The organism is Planktothricoides raciborskii GIHE-MW2 (assembly GCF_040564635.1).
Classification (GTDB): Bacteria; Cyanobacteriota; Cyanobacteriia; order Cyanobacteriales; family Laspinemataceae; genus Planktothricoides; species Planktothricoides raciborskii.
Genome location: NZ_CP159837.1, coordinates 2,897,819 through 2,916,202, shown reverse-complemented (window position 1 = coordinate 2,916,202; position 18,384 = coordinate 2,897,819). Strand labels below are relative to the sequence as shown.

At 41.8% G+C, this 18,384-nt stretch carries 13 protein-coding genes; 7 read left to right on the top strand and 6 right to left on the bottom strand.

The features are described 5' to 3' along the window. Positions 1 to 260: 260 nt before the first annotated feature. Both ABWT76_RS12430 and ppk1 read left to right on the top strand, forming a co-directional pair. Positions 261 to 1,259 carry an alpha-E domain-containing protein gene (locus ABWT76_RS12430; RefSeq protein ID WP_054466991.1) on the top strand — a complete coding sequence of 333 codons (999 nt, stop codon included), beginning with the start codon at positions 261 to 263 and terminating at the stop codon, positions 1,257 to 1,259. A gap of 287 nt (positions 1,260 to 1,546) precedes the next feature. Beyond that, on the top strand, positions 1,547 to 3,727 hold the full coding sequence (gene ppk1, locus ABWT76_RS12425; RefSeq protein WP_190879609.1) for a polyphosphate kinase 1: 2,181 nt from the start codon (positions 1,547 to 1,549) through the stop codon (positions 3,725 to 3,727). A 250-nt stretch (positions 3,728 to 3,977) separates the two neighbouring features. Here the strand turns inward: ppk1 and ABWT76_RS12420 are convergent, their stop codons facing one another. From ABWT76_RS12420 to ABWT76_RS12400, 5 genes are all read right to left on the bottom strand, one after another. Further along, entirely contained in the window at positions 3,978 to 5,678 is a 1,701-nt protein-coding gene (locus tag ABWT76_RS12420) for a hypothetical protein (RefSeq protein ID WP_354636197.1), read from the bottom strand. 98 nt (positions 5,679 to 5,776) lie between these two features. After that, the gene (locus tag ABWT76_RS12415) at positions 5,777 to 6,133 is read right to left on the bottom strand and encodes a multidrug efflux SMR transporter (RefSeq protein WP_054466988.1); all 357 of its coding nucleotides are present in this window, start codon (positions 6,131 to 6,133) and stop codon (positions 5,777 to 5,779) included. Between the two features lie 63 nt (positions 6,134 to 6,196). Further along, complete coding sequence (locus ABWT76_RS12410; protein WP_354636196.1) at positions 6,197 to 7,246, bottom strand: glycosyltransferase family 2 protein; 1,050 nt, start codon at positions 7,244 to 7,246, stop codon at positions 6,197 to 6,199. Positions 7,247 to 7,744: 498 nt separating this feature from the next. Next, a complete protein-coding gene (locus ABWT76_RS12405; protein WP_156331817.1) occupies positions 7,745 to 7,942 on the bottom strand; it encodes a hypothetical protein in 198 nt (65 codons plus the stop codon). A gap of 291 nt (positions 7,943 to 8,233) precedes the next feature. Next, the gene (locus ABWT76_RS12400; protein ID WP_354636195.1) at positions 8,234 to 10,324 is read right to left on the bottom strand and encodes an NACHT domain-containing protein; all 2,091 of its coding nucleotides are present in this window, start codon (positions 10,322 to 10,324) and stop codon (positions 8,234 to 8,236) included. Between the two features lie 542 nt (positions 10,325 to 10,866). Here ABWT76_RS12400 and ABWT76_RS12395 point away from each other — a divergent pair. The 4 genes from ABWT76_RS12395 to ABWT76_RS12380 all read left to right on the top strand — a co-directional run bounded on the left by ABWT76_RS12395 (position 10,867) and on the right by ABWT76_RS12380 (position 15,013). Next, complete coding sequence (locus tag ABWT76_RS12395) at positions 10,867 to 11,961, top strand: Photosystem Q(B) protein 1 (RefSeq protein WP_054466985.1); 1,095 nt, start codon at positions 10,867 to 10,869, stop codon at positions 11,959 to 11,961. A 726-nt stretch (positions 11,962 to 12,687) separates the two neighbouring features. After that, the gene (locus ABWT76_RS12390; protein WP_354636194.1) at positions 12,688 to 13,038 is read left to right on the top strand and encodes a Uma2 family endonuclease; all 351 of its coding nucleotides are present in this window, start codon (positions 12,688 to 12,690) and stop codon (positions 13,036 to 13,038) included. After that, on the top strand, positions 13,032 to 13,274 hold the full coding sequence (locus tag ABWT76_RS12385) for a hypothetical protein (protein ID WP_354636193.1): 243 nt from the start codon (positions 13,032 to 13,034) through the stop codon (positions 13,272 to 13,274). The genes ABWT76_RS12390 and ABWT76_RS12385 overlap by 7 nt, the downstream gene beginning before the upstream one ends. A 266-nt stretch (positions 13,275 to 13,540) precedes the next feature. Then, positions 13,541 to 15,013, top strand: a complete 1,473-nt coding sequence (locus tag ABWT76_RS12380; protein ID WP_354636192.1) for an N-6 DNA methylase — start codon at positions 13,541 to 13,543, stop codon at positions 15,011 to 15,013. A 184-nt stretch (positions 15,014 to 15,197) separates the two neighbouring features. Here ABWT76_RS12380 and bchB read toward each other — a convergent pair whose 3' ends face one another. Further along, positions 15,198 to 16,724 carry a ferredoxin:protochlorophyllide reductase (ATP-dependent) subunit B gene (bchB, locus tag ABWT76_RS12375; RefSeq protein WP_054466983.1) on the bottom strand — a complete coding sequence of 509 codons (1,527 nt, stop codon included), beginning with the start codon at positions 16,722 to 16,724 and terminating at the stop codon, positions 15,198 to 15,200. 553 nt (positions 16,725 to 17,277) lie between these two features. On the opposite strand from bchB, the gene hppD reads away from it, so the two are divergent. Beyond that, a complete protein-coding gene (gene hppD, locus ABWT76_RS12370) occupies positions 17,278 to 18,315 on the top strand; it encodes a 4-hydroxyphenylpyruvate dioxygenase (RefSeq protein WP_054466982.1) in 1,038 nt (345 codons plus the stop codon). Positions 18,316 to 18,384 lie beyond the last annotated feature (69 nt).

Here is an 18,384-nt window from a genome sequence, read left to right as displayed (position 1 = left end):
TGCATAGGAAAGAGGATGCATAGGAAAGAGGATGCATAGGAAAGAGGAAAGATATTCTCTCCTCTCTTTTCTCTCCTCTCTTTTCTCTCTTGGCCATTCGCCCCCACGACTTTTAACTTTTCACTTCTCCTTTGCCCCTCCGCCCCTCCCTCCGCCCCTCCGCCCCTCTGCTCCTCTGCTCCTCTGCTCCTCTGCTCCTCTCTCCTTTCTCCTCTGACGGTTAACCTGAATAACTGAATAGTAAATTAGGAATAGTGCTTATGCTGAGTCGCGTTGCCGATTCAATCTACTGGCTAAACAGATATGTAGAACGGGCGGAAAATATTGCCCGGTTCGTGGGAACTAATTTAAACTTAATGTTGGATTCTCCCAGAGGAATTGAACAACAGTGGAAACCTTTAGTTTATACCACGGGAGATCAAGAACTTTTTGAGCAAGCCTACGGGGAAGGAAATGCCCAAAACGTGATTCAGTTTCTCACTTTTGATAGTAATTATCCCAATTCTATTTTATCTTGTTTGCAAATAGCGCGAGAAAATGCTCGTTCCGTGCGGGAAATTATTTCTTCAGAAATGTGGGAACAAATTAATGCTTTTTATTGGATGGTGAAGACTGCGGCTCCGGACCAATCCCTTTCTGGGTTGCAAGATTTTTTCACGGAGGTAAAACTCGCTTCTCATCTATTTGCGGGCGTGATGGATGCCACCATGAGTCATAATGAAGGCTGGCATTTTGGTCAAATTGGCCGGTTATTAGAACGGGCTGATAAAACCAGTCGAATTTTAGATGTGAAGTATTATATTTTGTTGCCTTCGGTGAAGCACGTCGGGACAATTTTGGATCAATTACAGTGGATTTCTTTGTTGCGATCGGCAAGTGCTTATGAAATGTATCGGAAACGGAGTCAACATCGGATTACCCCGGATGGAGTGGCGGAATTTTTAATTTTAGATCGCGAATTTCCTCGGTCAATTCAGTTTTGTCTGTTGCAAGCAGAGCGATCGCTGCATCAAATTACCGGCACCCCTCATGGCACCTGGCAAAATCCCGTGGAAAGGACATTAGGCCGGTTGCGGTCTGAATTAGGGTATATTACCATTGATGAAATTATGCATATTGGTCTGCATGAATTTCTCAATGATTTACAAGAAAAAATGAATGAAATTGGCGACAATATCTTTGATAATTTCTTTGCGATTAAACCCATAGAAAAAACATCCATGACCAGTAATCAAAGTGCGATCGCTGCCAGTCTGTAGGCATCTATAGGCAGGCGGGGGCAAATTTGCATCTAGGCAAAATCATGGGGGAAAATGTTTCTGGACAATTCCCCCATGATTTTGGCTGGGATCATATCAGAACCCAGATAGATGGGATGTAGTACCGATAAATAATCAGCGGATGACTTGGCAGACCAGTCTCAAGAAGGGGGTTTCCTGAACAGTTTAGAACGTCACAAAAATTCACAAATAATTTGGATTTGTAGGAGCAACAAATTTGGTAATCTAAGCACATTAACGGAATAAGACACCCATCAAAAAATATTATGGCCAAAACCAAAACAGTAGATCCCACGGCCAGCGAGATTAACCTCAAAGATCCGCAGTATTATATTAATCGCGAGTTAAGCTGGTTAGAGTTTAACTACCGGGTTTTACATGAAGCCTTGGATGCTCGGACACTCCTACTGGAGCGACTGAAGTTTTTATCGATCTTCAGCACCAACCTGGATGAATTCTTTATGGTTCGGGTTGCCGCTTTAAAACAACAGGTAGAAGCCAAGGTTGCCCGGTTAACCCCTGATGGACGGACACCGGAAGAACAACTGAATGCGATTAGCGATCGCCTGCACCCAATGGTAGTCGAGCAGCATCGTCACTTTCAACAGCAAATCCGACCCCTATTAGTCGCCAACCAAATTCATATCCTCGACTACATCGATCTCAACCAAGAACAAAGGCTCTATATGCAGAGCTACTTTGAAGAGCAAATCTTTCCCGTGCTCACTCCTTTAGCCGTCGATCCGGGTCATCCGTTCCCCTATATTTCCAATCTCAGCTTAAACTTAGCGGTACTGGTTAAAGATCCAGAAACCGAGGAGGAATTTTTTGCTCGCGTCAAAGTCCCCAAAGTCTTACCCAGATTTATTTCCTTGCCTCCAGACCCGATTAAACCTTCTCAGACCCCCGTCACCGCAGCAACACCGCCAACCATCTACCAATTTGTCCCCCTGGAACAAGTCATCGCTCATAACTTAGAGTTTTTATTTCCCGGAATGAATATTCAGGAATATCATTTATTCCGAATTACGCGGGATGCGGATTTAGAACTGCAAGAGATCGAAGCCGATGACTTGTTATTAGCGATTGAAAAAGAACTGCGGAAACGACGGTTTGGGGGTTCCGTGGTCCGCCTGGAAATACCCGTGGACTTGCCGCCCAGCATTCGGGAAATGCTTATGCACGAACTGGACGTTGAAGAGTCGGATGTTTATGAAGTGCAAGGATTACTGAATTTAGGGGACTTAATGAGTTTCATGGGATTGCCCAAACCAGAACTCAAAGATCGACCCTGGAACCCGGTCGTTCCCCCGCGTTTGCGTCGTCTCCATGATTTACCCGTAGACCAAGTAGACCTGGATGTAGAGGAAGGGGAAGATTTATTTGCCTTAATTCGCCAAAAAGATATATTGCTGCACCATCCTTATTATTCATTTAGCGCCTCGGTGCAACGTTTTATTACTCAAGCGGCCCATGACCCTGGAGTGTTGGCGATTAAGATGACACTGTATCGGACTTCGGGAGATTCGCCGATTATTAATGCTTTAATTACGGCGGCAGAAAATGGCAAGCAGGTGGCGGCATTGGTGGAACTGAAAGCCCGATTTGATGAAGAAAATAATATTCAGTGGGCACGAAAGTTAGAAAAAGCCGGAGTTCATGTGGTTTATGGTTTGGTGGGGTTAAAAACTCACACGAAAATTGCGATGGTCGTCCGACGGGAACAGGATCGCATTCGGCGTTATGTTCATATTGGTACGGGGAATTATAATCCTAAGACCGCCAGACTTTATACAGATTTGGGTTTGCTATCTTGTCGGGATGAACTTGGTGCAGATTTGACCGATTTGTTTAATTTTTTGACGGGATATTCTCGGCAGCGGTCTTATCGGAAATTATTGGTAGCCCCGGTGAATATCCGCGATCGCATGGAAGCTTTAATTGACCGGGAAACGGAACACGCGAAAAATGGTTATCATAGCCGAATAGTGGTCAAGATGAATGCGTTGGTAGATCCAAAAATTATCCTCAAACTTTATCAAGCTTCTCAAGCGGGAGTGCAAATTGATTTGCTAATCCGAGGGATTTGCTGTTTGCGTCCTGGAGTCCCCGGACTGAGTGAAAGTATTCGAGTGGTGAGCATTGTGGGTCGTTATTTAGAACATTCTCGCATTTTTTATTTCCACAATCGCGGTGAGGAAGAGTTATTTATTGGATCGGCGGATTGGATGCCGCGAAATCTTAACCGTCGGGTCGAGGCAATTACGCCTGTAGAAGATCCAGATTTAATGAAAGATTTGCAAGAAATTTTGGGGATTATGCTGTCAGATAATCGCCAAGCTTGGGATTTACAAGCTGATGGCACTTATGTGCAGCGATCGCCCATGAAAGATACTTTTGGTGAATGTAGCAGCCAGAATATTTTAATGGAAATGGCCGCTCAATAAATTAGTTGTTGGTTGGTTGTTGGTTGTTGGGTAGGGATTCTTTGGTTATTTGTTGTTAGTTGTTAGTTGTTAGTTATTTGTTCTTGGTTGGTTGTTATTGGTTGTTTGAAGCAAACAACCAACAATAAATCACTAATAACTAACAACCAACAACAACTAACAACAAATAACCAATAATAAATAATAAATAATCACTAACAACTAACAACCAACAAAAAACAACTAACAACTAATAACTAATACCCTGAATTCAGGAAGGTTTTACCGTTAGAGAAAATTGTCCCGAAAGTTCAAAAGCTTTGGCTTTCATGGTATCAAAAGCCCAAGCTTTGATAGTCCATTGTCCTGGGGGCAATTTTGACACGGGAAAGTCGCCGTCCCAACCCCAAAGCCAAGAAGATGGGCGATCGCGAAACAAATCCGTCACATCCTCTCGTGGGGTCGCTCGTTGGACGCGATGAAACACTTGGGCGGGAGTTTGCCCTCCTTGATAACTCAGTAAAATTGCATCAGCCGGTTCTCTTCGTTGAGGGAGTCTAGCCCAACCATGAATATGGTAAACCGTCTCCGAAATCGGGGAAAGTTCATCGAAGTAGCCGATGGTTTCTGGGGTTGAATTCACCTCCGCAAAGCTTTCAACTTCAGCAGTTTCTAACGGAGGAGGATGAAGATAACCCAAGCGATTAATGTTGACGATTAAATGGCGTAAAGATTCTAGGTCAGGATAGACGAAAGTTGTTAAACATTCCGCATCTTCTAGCACGGGACTCAGTACCGCACAAGCTTGTCCCTGAAGCTTGCTAAAACGGTGGGACTGGAGTTGAGTAAAGGCATTTTGGCTAGTAGAAATATGCAAAATTAGCCCGACACCAATCAAGCCCCCAATCATTCCTTTAATTATGCGAGAATATCGCTGACTGAGACGAAATTCTTGTAGCAGGATTCCGATCAGAAAAATTAGAGAAATATATAACCATACAGAAAAGGTCGTGTAGCGAGAGGAGAAAGCCTGCTGTGCCCCAAATCCGACTCGTCCGAAGGTGGTAATTAACCCACTGGCAATGCTATATCCTCCTAATAAAATCCAGCCTTTGGTTTGGGGCAATATTTTGTCATCTCGTAAAGCTCGATAGCCAATCATCCCCACACAAAACAACCATAATACTAAAATAACTTCTCCGGCAATCATGGCTTGATCCTTGTCAAAACCTCCTAATATACTGCCGAAGAAAATTCTAAAATAAAGAATTGCCGTCGCGGGGTTTTCTACGGCTACCGAAAACGCGGGATGTCCCCCAGGTTTTACATAATCATGGAAATAAATCCATAAATTTGTCCCCATCAAAAGCAGCCAGAATAGCAACCAAGGCAGGCGTTTTTTTAAATCAGCAATAGTCAATTTTTCATCAATGATTAAAGCGGGCATGACTACAACCCAACTGAGCATTCCATTGGCGAAAGAAAATGTACTAATAATACAAAGAATTCCCCCGACTATCACTTTTACCGCCAACGGTAACTTTTGTTGAAATAGACCTAAGCAAAGCACAAAAGCGGCTAGGGACAAGAATACACAAATCTGAATTCCCCAAAGATAGTTTTCATATTGCACCAGGGAAAACAGCAATATGCTTGATAAAATCAAACAAATATTCCGGATATGACTGTTTTTTAATGTCTGTTTGGCGAGGAAATATAAGGTGGTTAAACTGACTGTATTTAAAAAACAGTTTACCATTAATTCAACCTTGATATTCCAGTTCGTTAAACTGGCCATGCCCACAAAAATCAGCCGAGGAAATAACTTCCGACTTTCATTATGTTGCGAGAGCCAATCTGACCAGGTAATCGGTTGATTTTCGTAAACTTTGTTGGCAAATAATAATCCTGGAGTTGTCCACTGATCCCAATAGGGAAAGTTTAACCCATAACTCAGACAGATGCACACCATGAATATTAGCGGGGCTAATATAAGACACCAGAAAATAAAATTGTAAAAATTTTTTTTCATCATTCAGAAATCATTCATTTCGGGTATTGGGTAATAATTTACTGGCGAGAAACAATAATAATGCCGGTTAAAATTAAGGCGACTCCAGACCATTGACTTAAAGAGAGTCTTTCATTAAAAATCAGGCTACTAAAAATAGCGAGTAAACAAAAACCTAAACCAGCTAACACTGGATAAGCTGCGGAGACGGGGAGTTTTTCTAAGGCTTTGGTAAACAAAATGACATTGATGCCGAAAAATAATGCTCCCATGATAAACCAAGGAGAAAAAATTAGAGAAAATATCCCCGAATCAGCCAGGGCAACCCGCCGAGATTGTTTTAAGAGTAGATTGCCGATGCAAGTATTAATTCCCGCAATAAACACATAAAACCAAGCACTGAATTGTAGATTCATTGTTTTGAGTTAAAATGTAAAATACATGATGGCACATATCCCATGAGATTCCTCATAATTCACTCAATAAATTTCATCGATATGGGGTATTTTTCCCTGGGGAGATGACGGTAACTCAGTGGATGATTGAGTCAAGTGATATTTTTTTTCGTTCTGGTCATCGGGGGGGGTTGCTTCCACTGTTTTATATAGTTCAAATCCTATTGCTTCTGCTACAATGTAATAAGGACGTTGTTTTACTTCCTCATAGATGCGCCCGATATATTCCCCAATGATTCCTAGAGATAAAAGTTGCACTCCTCCCAGGAAAAAAATGCTGGTCAAGCCAAAAGGCCAATCGAAAAATTGTAGTCCCAAAATAAATTTTACGACTAAACCAATCATGGCGATCGCCAAAGCGGTGAGCGAAATCAGAATGCCCAAATAGGTGACAAACCGTAAAGGCAATGTGGAAAAAGAAAAAATCCCATCAAAGGCTAATTTAAATAGCTTGCGAATGGAGACTCGTGGTTGACCATGATACCGTGGCCCCCGTTCTACTACTACCCCAATTTGGTGAAACCCGGTATAAGCACGTAAACCACTCAAATATTTATTGCGTTCCGGCATTTGTCTTAAGGCTTGAATTACTCGGCGATCGAGTAGGGAAAAAATCCCCGCATCACGAGGCAAGTTGATGTCTGATAGGGTAGTTTGCAGATAGTAAAACGTCTTAAATGCAAGGCGTTTTAGCCAGGGTTCTTTGCGTTTTTTGCGGTGGGCATAAACTACGTCGTAACCCTGTTTCCACAGATCGATAAAAGTGAGAATTGCGTCTGGATCGTCTTGTAAATCACCATCCATTAATATCACCGCATCTCCTTGGGCATAATCAATTCCAGCGGTAATGGCTGGCTGATGGCCAAAATTCCGAGATAAGCTTAAAAATTTTACATTTTGGTGCTGTTGACTGAGTTGGGTTAACATTGAGCGAGAAGCATCGGTGCTGCCATCATTGACAAAAATAATTTCCCAATCATCCTTGATTGCCTGAAACACTCCCAGCAGACGTTTCCAAAGCTCAGAGATTGTTTCTTGTTCATTAAAAATTGGAATTACAACGGAGTATTTCATTTTTAATCTTGTTTAATCATGTAAATTAAATCTGGTTAAATATCTTTTTTAAGATTTTTTACCTCTTGAGCCAGTTGCCAAAAACTTAGGTTCGCCGTCACGCGATCGCGGACGAATTGCCTATTTTTATGATTTAGTGACTCAGTATAGCCCTGGGATAACCCGTTGTCAATCTCAGTCTAAGCCAAGATTTTTAGCGGTTAATCTGCATCCAAATCCAATAATTATCCGGGGCGTATCCGGGAGGGCGGTATTCTTGATCGATGGTTGATCTAATGGGAAATTCTCTAATTTTGTAGTCTGTTAGATGCTTCAGGGGACAGGAGGTGAGAACTGGGCGATCGCTCTCTCAGAGATGATCCCAAACGGCGATCGATTGATTTTTCCTGGTCTTGGGTGAGCAAGGGTCAACGGTGGTTGTAGGAGTCAATGTTGACCCCTACAAGTTAGATCGGGTTGGGTATGACTCCCTCTGGAGGGCCTCTGGATCACCTAGTTTTAGTCGGGAAAGGTGCGCTTGAACTCCATAATCAGATCGTCTAATTCTTCGATCGCCTGATTTACGTCAATTCTTAAGGTTCCTAGGTTGGGTCTTTCCAATAACTTGAGCAAATATTCGCGCTTCCCTTCAATTTCGGTCATTTTTGCTTGTAATTTTTCCGCTTCCATTGTTTGCATCCTTGTTGAATTTGCCATCACACGAGATTTTTTGGGGTGTCAAGGGCGTTAATTGCGATCGCACTCGCCCTGACTTAATGAATCTTAACATCTCGGTCGGATTCAGGGGAAGGTTATTGGTCAGGAGAGGGTGGAGAGGAAATAGTGGAGAGGAAATAGTGGAGAGGAAAGAGTATGGTTATGCTTGTTCTAGGCATCTCTTTTCTAGGCATCTCTTTTCTAGGCATCTCTTCGAGCGTTGGTCATAGAAACAAGATTAATCAAGAACTAATAACCAACAACCAAGAATCAACAACTAATAACCAACAACTAATCAAAATGATTCTGCAAATGCTGAGTAAAAAGCGGGTGGATGAAGCGGTAGTGACCGCGAATTTTTTGCAGAAATAAGCGTTCGGTTAAAAAATCCAGAAATCTGGCGTAATTCCAGGGAATCCGACCATTGCGAGCGAGATTCCAGTGGATATACAGGGGTTTCAGGCAAGGAAACGCAGCATAAATACTAGGAATTAAGCCTAAAAGTGGGGCGATCGCGATGGTAAAAATGAGTAAAGATAATCCATACAATAAGCCACCAATTTGACCTTCTGCTTGAGCAATTATCAGCCAATTTAGCCGAATACTTAACAGTCCCAATCCAAATAAAATAATGGTATTTATGGCGGAAAATAAATGATATCTTGGGGGAATAATTTTACCAAGAAAAATTTTATGTTTTATTGATAATAAAAATAATAGCATGAACAGCCAGGTAGTTCCCAGAATAACTATTCCTGGAATTAGGCTAATTTTTTTAGTATAAAAGTAAATATATAACCCACATAAGCCGATAGGCAGTATTAAATTTATAGTTAAATAAATTAGTTCAATGTTCGGCTGAAATAAGGGTTTAGGCAGACTGTCCAAGGAAAATTCTATCTGTTGTTTTGGCGAAGTCTGCATCACTAAGCTTTTTAACCAAGTTTTGGTACGATCGGGAGTAGGTTCTTTCCCAGGGGGATAGGATTGGCTAGGAGTTTGACGGCTTAGTTGTCTGCGAATATAAGCATTAAATAAATAGTCAATGCGATCGGATTTGGCGGTGATGCGTTTCCAAGAGTGAATTAAAATTTCTTCATTGGCTAAGACCATTAAATTTAAAAACAAAGGATTTTTAGCTAGGGCTAATAAATGAGGATTGTCTTTAATATTTTCCCAAAATTCTCGACTTCGAGATGCTAATAAATAGTTTTGAATTTGGGCTATATCGATGTTTTTTAAGCCAATGGCGGCAGATAATTTTAGTCTGTTTCGAGTTTTTTTGTAGCAATCCAGGCGAGTAGAAACCAGGAAAGATGGCGATCGCCCATTGGATAATGTTAATTGATTCAGGGCAGCAACACAGGTTTCTTGATCTGAGGGTTTGAGTTCATCCAATCCATCGAGCAGCAGAAAGAGTTGACCGTTTTTTAACCAAAGTTCGCTTAAATTAAAGCTCACACCATATTTAGTCTGAAGTTGCTCACAAACCCAGGTAGTCAATGGTTGACTAGATGGCCAAGTGGGTAAATCTAATAAAACGGGGATTGGCACTTGGGGATTCTCAAGAGCGCGATCGCAAAAATCGGCGGCTAATTCTAATAATGTGGTGGTTTTTCCTGAACCGGACATCCCTAACAAAATCACTCGACCTAAGTGGTTCTGATTGGGGAAAGCATCGATAATTTTTTCAGTGGGACTGAGGGTGCGAGTAGGGTTTTGTCCAATTTTAATATCCACATTCCAAAGACGGGGGGTTTCTGTTTCCTGGTGTGGGTCAAACATTAAAGTATTGAATACAGCCCGGTGTAACGACTGTTGTGATCGCTCGGTAATTTCTTGACGAATGGCGCTGAGTAATTCATCCCGGCCAATCTGGGGGGTTTTTTGCCAAAATTGCCGCAATTTTGGCTCCATTACTCCAGGGAAAAATGCAGTTCCTAGGCTGAATAAAATCACACCAAGATATGCCGCAGTTAGGGCAAGATGATGGCCGCGATCGCCATGAATCATGGCGATCGCGGCCATCATCACTATTCCCAGGCAAGATGTGAAGGCGATCGAGAACCCGCGACGGATCGGCAACCGATCCAGTGGTTCCGGGACAAAAATCCCCTGATAGTTGGCGATCCATTTGCGGAACCGTGGAGTTAGGAAGAAATATAATAAGCCTGAAACTAAGGTGAATAGCGAGAAAATTATGCCACTATGAGCAGGATGTAGGGTCAATTGGGCGATCGGCAGCGAAAATAAACCCTTCACGAATAAGATAGACACAGAAAAGGAAGCCTGATTAACGTTAAGCATGAGGATACAAGGGGCAAAGATGTCTTGAGGATTGCTCCAATGATTAATGTACAGTGTTGCGGCGATTCCGTTCATCAGTGATCGAAAACATTCTCTCTCTTGAAGATGTGGCGTATTTACCCAAAGGACATAAGTCAACTAACCTTAGAAACCTGGTTTATGGGGTTTCAAGGGTTTCCTTGACTTCATCTTTCGTCACAATCGTTAACCCAAGCTACATAAAACTTAATTTATATTAATCACTATTTCGGTATATAATGAGTTAGTATAGCAGGGTGGGTAATTCATCCGGCGGAAGTTGGGCATTGCTTAGGCATTGTTTATACCACTAGCAAAATGCTTTGGTCGCTTCTGCGCGATAGCTTCGCTATCGCGCAGAAGCGAATCGCCTCCATCACCCAAGGGTTGTTTTGCATTAAGTTGTTTTGCATTAAGTTGTTCTCATTGTTTTCATTGTTTTGAATTAAGTAGGAGGAGCAACACTCATGTTGAAGGCGTGATGGGATTACCCCGCGATCGACCGCAATGAAACAGCGGTCAATTCAGCTTCAACAACAGCTTCAACAGCTTCAACAAAGAAGTAGTTTATTTTTCCTAGTATTAGGAGATTTGTCATTATGAGTACCGTTTTACAACCCAAACGCGAAGTCGATATCGGTGACTTGTGGCCGATGTTTGTGGACTGGATCGTTAGCACGGAAAACCGCATTTATATTGGTTGGTTTGGTGTCTTGATGATTCCCACATTCCTGGTCGCAGTGACAACATTTGCGATCGCCTTCATCGCTGCCCCTGCGGTGGATATGGAAGGCATCCGCGAACCTATTTTCGGGTCAATTTTAGGTAATCAAAATATGATTACTGCCGCCGTAGTGCCCACCTCAGCGGCGATCGGTTTACATTTCTATCCCATTTGGTCAGCCAGTTCCATTGAAGAATGGCTTTACAATGGTGGCCCTTATCAACTGATAATTCTGCATTTTGCGATCGCCATTTGGTCTTATATGGGCCGCTTATGGGAATTAAGCTATCGCCTGGGAATGCGTCCCTGGATTGCCGTCGCCTTTTCCGCCCCCGCATCCGCAGCCACCGCCGTATTGCTAATTTATCCCATCGGACAAGGCAGCTTTTCTGAAGGAATGCCCTTGGGAATTTCCGGGACTTTCTATTTTATGATGTCCCTCCAAGCACAACATAATGTGTTAATGCACCCGCTACACATGATCGGCGTTGCCGGAATTTTTGGCGGGGCTTTGTTAAGTGCCTTACATGGGTCATTAGTCACCAGCAGTTTAATTCGTGAAACCAGCGATTTAGAATCCACAAATGTGGGATATAAATTTGGCCAACAAGAAGGAACTTACAATCTTTTAGCCGGACATTCGGGCTTTTTAGGCCGATTATTAATTCCCGGATTAGGCATCCGCAACAGCCGTTCTGTCCATTTTCTCATGGGTGCTTTACCCACCATTGGCATTTGGTTTGCCACCCTGGGAATTGGGGTGATGGCCTTCAATTTGAATGGCTTTAACTTCAACCATTCGATTATCGATGCTTCCGGCAAAGTCATTTCCACCGATGCGGATTTGCTCAATCGGGCTACCCTGGGAATTCAGGCAATGCACGCGCCGAATACCCATCATTTCCCGAATTTGATTGCTGGCGGTGAAGGCATTCCCGTTAGCCTAAAAACGGCTCCAGCGATGATCTAATGCTAGTTATTTTCCGCTTAAATAACCGATGAAAAAAAGCAGCGACTTATGTAATTTATCCTAAGTCGCTGCTTTTTTTTATCGGCTGAAATTCGTTGGCGAAAACATAATCCATAGACTTCGTAAGCCTGAGATAATTTTTTTATAAAAAAATTATCTTTGCCTGGGTAAAATGGCGGCAACTGATTTACTGTTGGCTTTAAATCAGGATTGCGAAAATCACTGACTATTGACTATTGTAGGCGATCGCTCAGATTTATTAATCATTAAAATTAAAAACCTGTTGCTGATATGCGACAGGTTTTATTGATCCGGTGGGCAAAATTTTGCTCACTGGATTAATTTTTTACTGAAAATTCGTCTTGACTGGTCATTTTTCTGGCATTTGATAGTGCCGCTTGGACTTTTTGGCGTTCGGCTTCTATTTATCCGTCTTTGTCATTAAATTCTGGCTTTTTCCACTGCTCTCTCGGTGTTAGCTCATATATGTGAGTTATACCTTTTTTACCGGTTGTTTTTTTGATTAAACCCATACTGGAAAAATACTGACCGCGACGACCGATATGGGCGTATAGCCTGAATTGGTAAAGAAAGGATCTAAGCCATACACCCGGGAACTACTCAGATACTCCCTGAGTACGAGGGAGCAGTCCCTTTTCATGGCAAATCCAAAATCGCCATCTGCCCCAAGTGTTAGACTAGGACTGAGGGTTTGAAACAGCAATTATGATTCAATCTATCCCCGACCTGATTAGTTTTGAAGAATTTATAGAAGCCTATCCAGAAAATGGGCAACGTTATGAATTACTCAATGGAATTTTAGTTGAAATGTTGCCAACCGGCCCGTACGAATTAGTTAGTAGTTTTTTGGCAACGAAACTGCAAGTAGAAATTTGGCAGCGTCGTTTGCCTTATGTGATTCCCAAAACTTGTGTGGTGAAACCTTTTCGAGAGCGATCGGGTTATAACCCGGATGTGATTGTACTCAAACAAGATGTTTTAGGGAAAGAGTTGCTATGGAAAAAAGCATCGACAGTACACAAGGTGACAGTATTGCCCTGGTTATTGAGGTGGTAAGTACCAATTGGCGCGATGATTATTTAACCAAGTTTGACGATGATGAAGAATTGCAAATTGCCGAATATTGGTTAGGCGATTTTCTGGCGCTGGGTGCCACCCGATATACAGGCAAACCAAAACAACTAACAATTACTATTTGTACCCTAGTCGATGAGGAATATTGTCTAGAAAAATTTAAGGCTGGCGAGCGATTATTCTCGCATTTTTTTTTATTTGACGTTAACAAAAAATGAAAATTTTTACGCAGCCGGTGATAGCTGATCGTGCTTTCTTTTCAATGCCGATTTTATCCTCTTTTTTAGCAATTGTAGGGTAAAAGCCCACCCTACCCAGCTAGGTCAAGCAAAGGTAACTCTATGCCCCTACAGATTCTTTGGCGGCATACATCACTTCAGCGGTGATTTGGTCAAAGCCGCGATCGCTATTTTAAATTTGATTTTTTTCAAAAAATTAGTTAAAATTAATCAATAGTCATAGCAAGCAAGTTACATAATTAAAAATGGGTCGCCATCCTAAAATAATTCAGACAAAAACAGGTATAGACCGGCGAGAAACAGGTTACTACTCGACCCCGGCTTTTATTTCTGAGTTCATTGCTTGGGCAATTACAAACCTTAATCCCACCGGCAGTTATGCCTTAGATCCTTGTGTGGGTCGCGGGGAAATGGCAATTCCGCTGATGAAGCGGGGTGTATTCGTAGACGGGATGGATATTTTATCCTTCAATTTGCCAGAAACCATAAATTTTCACCCCCAAGATTTTTTAGAATACTATATCAATCAAAAAAATCACTGTATTTTAAATCAAAAAATAGGACTAAATTACGATTTTTATATTGCTAATCCACCTTATAACTGCCATGAAGTCGATTATATTAGACAAAATAAATCTAAGCTATTGAGTTTTTTCTCAGACGTAGGAGTACATAATATGTATTCCATCTTTATATCGGCGTTAATTGATTTTGCCAAGAATGGCGCTTTGATCGGGATGATTACTCTGGATTCATTCCTGACGGCTAAAGCGCATACAGAATTGCGGCAAAAAATTATCAATAATTGTGCAATTCACTATCTGATTCTCTGTCCCAATGACCTGTTTTTGGCTCAAGGGGCTGACGTGCGGACTTGTATTATGATTCTGCAAAAAGGAAGCGAGTATCAAAAACAAGTTAAAATAGCAAATCGTCCGTTAAATATGCAAAAATTGGCCACAACATTAGAAGCGAAAAAATTTGTCACCGCACCTTTAGAGCAAATTCTGCTGTCAGGGAAATCAGATCGCTATGAATTTGCGATCGCCATGACCGATGAAATCCAGGGGCTATTTTCTTATCCCAGGTTAGGAACTTTATTTCCTTGTGTCACCGGAATTTCTACCGGATGCGATCGCGAATATTTATCTAAACAGAAAAAACCAGGATTTAACATACCCTTCTATAAAAATCCTGGTAAATCTCGGTTTTTTACTCATCCTAATGCTTACTTAGCCGATAATTTCTTATCAATTGCCCAAAAAGTTCCTAATTTTATGGTGCGTAACCAAGACCTATTATATCGACCGGGAATAACTTGTTCTTCGATGGGAATTCCTTTTTCTGCTTGCTATTTACCAGCTAATTCAACTTATGGAGTCAATGCCAATATTATTACGAGCGATCGGGATACTTGGTGGCTGATTGCTTACTTAAATAGTCATTTGGTGACATTTATGGTCCGGGGGATATTAAATCGGTCTAACATGATTACTTCTGGTTATGTAGGGCGGATTCCTATCCCGGAAATTAGCGTTAAGGGAAAAGAAAAACTTCAAAGATTTGCTCAGGAAGCTTATGAAAAAAAAGTCTCATCGCAAGCAGCAATGCAATATATATTTGCGGTGAATCAAGTCATTTACCAAGAGTTAAGTTTATCCGCAGAAACGATTAGTATAATTACCAATTTTTCAGAAAATATATTACAAGCAATTTAGCTATATATAAATTAGCGGATAATTTAGCAATTGTAGGGTGGGCAAAATTTTGCCCACCCTACCCAGCTTATTAGATTCAAAAATTTATGATAAGCCAGACATTTTAGCAATTGTAGGGTGGGCAAAATTTTGCCCACCCTACCCAGTCGAAAACCGGGTTTCTTTGAGAAACCCGGTTTCTATGTCATGCCCCTACAGATTCTTTTGCCGCATACATCACTTCAACGGTGATTTGGTCAAAGCCGCGATCGCGAGCAAATTTTTCCGTGTTCCGCTTAATTTTGCCTCGGACAAAACCAGGGATTTTGTTTAATTCTGCTTGGGCATCTTTTGTCCAAGTCAGGTCAGAATCCGCCGAAATTCCTTTAGTAATCACTTCTTTGGTATCGTGACCGCCAAAGATTTCTAGCAGGTGGTCTTCCATGCCCAAAGTAAAGGAATTGTAGATTAAATCCACCAGTTGATTCGCCCCTTCATAACCCAGGAAAGGAGTGTAACCCACGGGGAAATTTTGAATGTGAATCGGTGAGGCAATCACCCCACAAGGAATGTCTAAACGTTTGCCCACATGACGTTCCATTTGGGTGCCAAAAATAGCTGCCGGTTCTAAGCGGGCGATCGCATCTCCAATCGCTGCATTATCGTCACTAATCAGCACTTCATCGCAATATTCGCTGACTTGTTCCCGGAACCAATCCGCATCATATTTACAATAAGTTCCCGCCAAAACCACATGAATTCCCATTTCCCGCGCCAAAATTTTTGTCATAGCAGCAGCATGGGTATTATCCCCAAACACCACCGCTTTTTTGCCGGTTAAATTTTGGCAGTCAATGGAACGAGAAAACCAAGCCGCTTGGGAAATAAACCGCGTTTGATGATCGATAAATTCTTCATAATTTACATCCGCACCTTGGGCATTCAGCACTTGCTGAATTTTGCGGATACAGCGGGCTGTTTCCACAATTCCCATCGGGGTAATATCAACTAATGGCATCCCAAATTCGCTTTCCAAATATTTGGCCGCCATCAAGCCTAATTCCCGATAAGGTACTAAGTTAAACCAAGCGCGGGGCAGGTTTTTCAGATTATGAACCGAAGCACCTTCGGGAATCACTTCGTTGACTTCAATGCCCAAATCAGCCATCAAGCGCTTCAATTCCGTGCAGTCGTGATTGTTGTGGAAACCTAGGGTAGACATTCCAATAATATTGACGGAAGGTTTGTCGGTTTTTCCTTCCGGCAGTTCGCCTTTTTTCCGGGCTTTATTGATATAAAATTTAACAATTTGATCCAGGGTGCGATCGGCGGCTTGCAGTTCATTCACCCGGTAGTGATTCACATCTGCCAGCATCACATCCCCTTTGGCATCTAGTTGTGCCCGTTGCACAAAGTTTTCCAGGTCTTCTTGCAAAATGCTAGAGGTACAAGTGGGGGTGAGAACAATCAAATCCGGGGTTTCTTCCCGGTCTTTGCGAACAATATTTTCCACCACTTTTTCTTGAGAACCCCGCGCTAAAACATTGCGGTCTACTACGCTGGCAGTCACTGGGGTAAAATCCCGTTCCCGTTCCAGCATTGATCGCATCACATTAAAATAGTCATCGCCGAGAGGAGCGTGCATAATAGCATGGACATTTTTAAAAGAACTGGCAATGCGAAGGGTGCCAATATGTGCGGGGCCGGCATACATCCAATAAGCCAATTTCATAAGTATATTCTCCTAATTTAGGTTTCTGGGTTTCTAGGCGATCGCCCAGATTCTTGGTTGTCTCTGATCTAGCCTAAAACTAAAACAATGGTTTTGTTTTTTATTTAACGTTTTTTAATGTTTTGGCATATTTCTTTAAGATGTGAGAAGGGTAAAATGGCAGGAGAAGGAGCATTTTTTCCTGTCCAATCCGGGAAAACCCCCCTACACCTTACACCCTAGGGCGCAAGCATTGCGGCCCTAGACCCTACACCCCAATAATAAGTATAATGACAAAATTGAGTTTACCTTAGGGAAATATCTCCAGCAAAAAGCATAAACAGTTAAGTCATGGTATGAGGCGATCGTAAGTATTTATATACGATAAAAACGAGCTAATAATATTTTATTATTATTCTTAATATTGAAATTTTTATTAAAAATTAATAAATAAACAGGGTATAATTTAGCAAATTAAGCCACTATATGATCCTCCGAGCGAACCAAAAAGATGGCCAATGGCTTGCTATCAATATTTCTGCCAGACTTTTTTATATTTATATAGGTTTCAAATATGCCACAAACAACCGATCAAGTTAAAGTATCATCGATTTCCTTCTTAGAGTTTTCCGGTAGTCGTCCTCACTTGCTTTTAGCTCTGTTCGAGAAAATGGGAATGCGAAAAGTGGGAGAATTTGGTCAAGCACCCGCTACCCTGCATTGTCAAGGAGATATTCACTTTATCTCTAACCCTGGTGTTGGGGGGAATACGGAGATATTTCGCAGTATTCATGGCCGGGGTGCGAGTGCGATGGGTTTTAAGGTAGAAGACTCCCAGAAAGCTTTTGACCAAGCAATTTCCTTGGGGGCTGTCCCGGCGGAAAAAACGGACTATGATATTCCGGCAATTAAAGGTGTGGGTGCTTCGCTAATTTATTTGGTAGATGATGAACAGGAGAAAAAGTTATTTTCTCTGTTTAATTACCAACGTAGTTATGAGATTAATCCTGAAACCTGTTTGGAACGTATCGATCATCTTACCCATAATTTGAACCAAGGTGGTGTAGAGAGGATGTGCCGTTTCTACGAAACAGTCTTCGGTTTTGAAAGGATTCGGTCATTTCATATTCATGGGAAAAAAACAGGTTTATATAGTGAAGTTGTCGCCAGTCCTTGTCGGAACGTGATCATCCCCCTGAATGAAACTAAAGACGATCGCTCTCAAATCGCCGAGTTTATTCGTGAGTACAATGGGGAGGGAATTCAACATATTGCCCTGGCTAGTACCAATCTATACAAAACTGTTGCTGGTTTATCCGATAAAGGCATTGAGTTCCAAGATACTCCAGATACTTATTATGAATTAATCGATCGCCGCTTACCCAGCCATACTGAAAATGTCGAAAAGTTGCATAAACATAAAATTCTGATTGATGGTGGGGAAGCTCAGGGGGGCGGGTTTTTGTTACAAATTTTTACGAAAAATAGTATCGGCCCAATCTTTTTTGAGTATATTCAGCGCAAGGGTAATCATGGTTTTGGGGAAGGAAATTTCCAAGCGCTGTTTGAGTCAATTGAGTTAGATCAAGAACGTCGAGGGGTTTTCGCTTAAAGACTGGTATTCCTAGAAAATTATACCATTTACAAAAAATCATCCAACAGTAGGGGCAAAGCATTCCGG

What these genes read in the sequence shown, in the direction of transcription:
- ABWT76_RS12395 (WP_054466985.1), top strand. Translation starts at nt 10,867, where the DNA reads ATGAGTACCGTTTTACAACCCAAACGCGAAGTCGATATCGGTGACTTG.
- ABWT76_RS12400 (WP_354636195.1), bottom strand. Translation starts at nt 10,324, where the DNA reads ATGAACGGAATCGCCGCAACACTGTACATTAATCATTGGAGCAATCCT.
- hppD (WP_054466982.1), top strand. Translation starts at nt 17,278, where the DNA reads ATGCCACAAACAACCGATCAAGTTAAAGTATCATCGATTTCCTTCTTA.
- ABWT76_RS12410 (WP_354636196.1), bottom strand. Translation starts at nt 7,246, where the DNA reads ATGAAATACTCCGTTGTAATTCCAATTTTTAATGAACAAGAAACAATC.
- ABWT76_RS12390 (WP_354636194.1), top strand. Translation starts at nt 12,688, where the DNA reads ATGATTCAATCTATCCCCGACCTGATTAGTTTTGAAGAATTTATAGAA.
- ABWT76_RS12415 (WP_054466988.1), bottom strand. Translation starts at nt 6,133, where the DNA reads ATGAATCTACAATTCAGTGCTTGGTTTTATGTGTTTATTGCGGGAATT.
- ABWT76_RS12380 (WP_354636192.1), top strand. Translation starts at nt 13,541, where the DNA reads ATGGGTCGCCATCCTAAAATAATTCAGACAAAAACAGGTATAGACCGG.
- ABWT76_RS12430 (WP_054466991.1), top strand. Translation starts at nt 261, where the DNA reads ATGCTGAGTCGCGTTGCCGATTCAATCTACTGGCTAAACAGATATGTA.
- ppk1 (WP_190879609.1), top strand. Translation starts at nt 1,547, where the DNA reads ATGGCCAAAACCAAAACAGTAGATCCCACGGCCAGCGAGATTAACCTC.
- ABWT76_RS12405 (WP_156331817.1), bottom strand. Translation starts at nt 7,942, where the DNA reads ATGGCAAATTCAACAAGGATGCAAACAATGGAAGCGGAAAAATTACAA.
- bchB (WP_054466983.1), bottom strand. Translation starts at nt 16,724, where the DNA reads ATGAAATTGGCTTATTGGATGTATGCCGGCCCCGCACATATTGGCACC.
- ABWT76_RS12420 (WP_354636197.1), bottom strand. Translation starts at nt 5,678, where the DNA reads ATGGTGTGCATCTGTCTGAGTTATGGGTTAAACTTTCCCTATTGGGAT.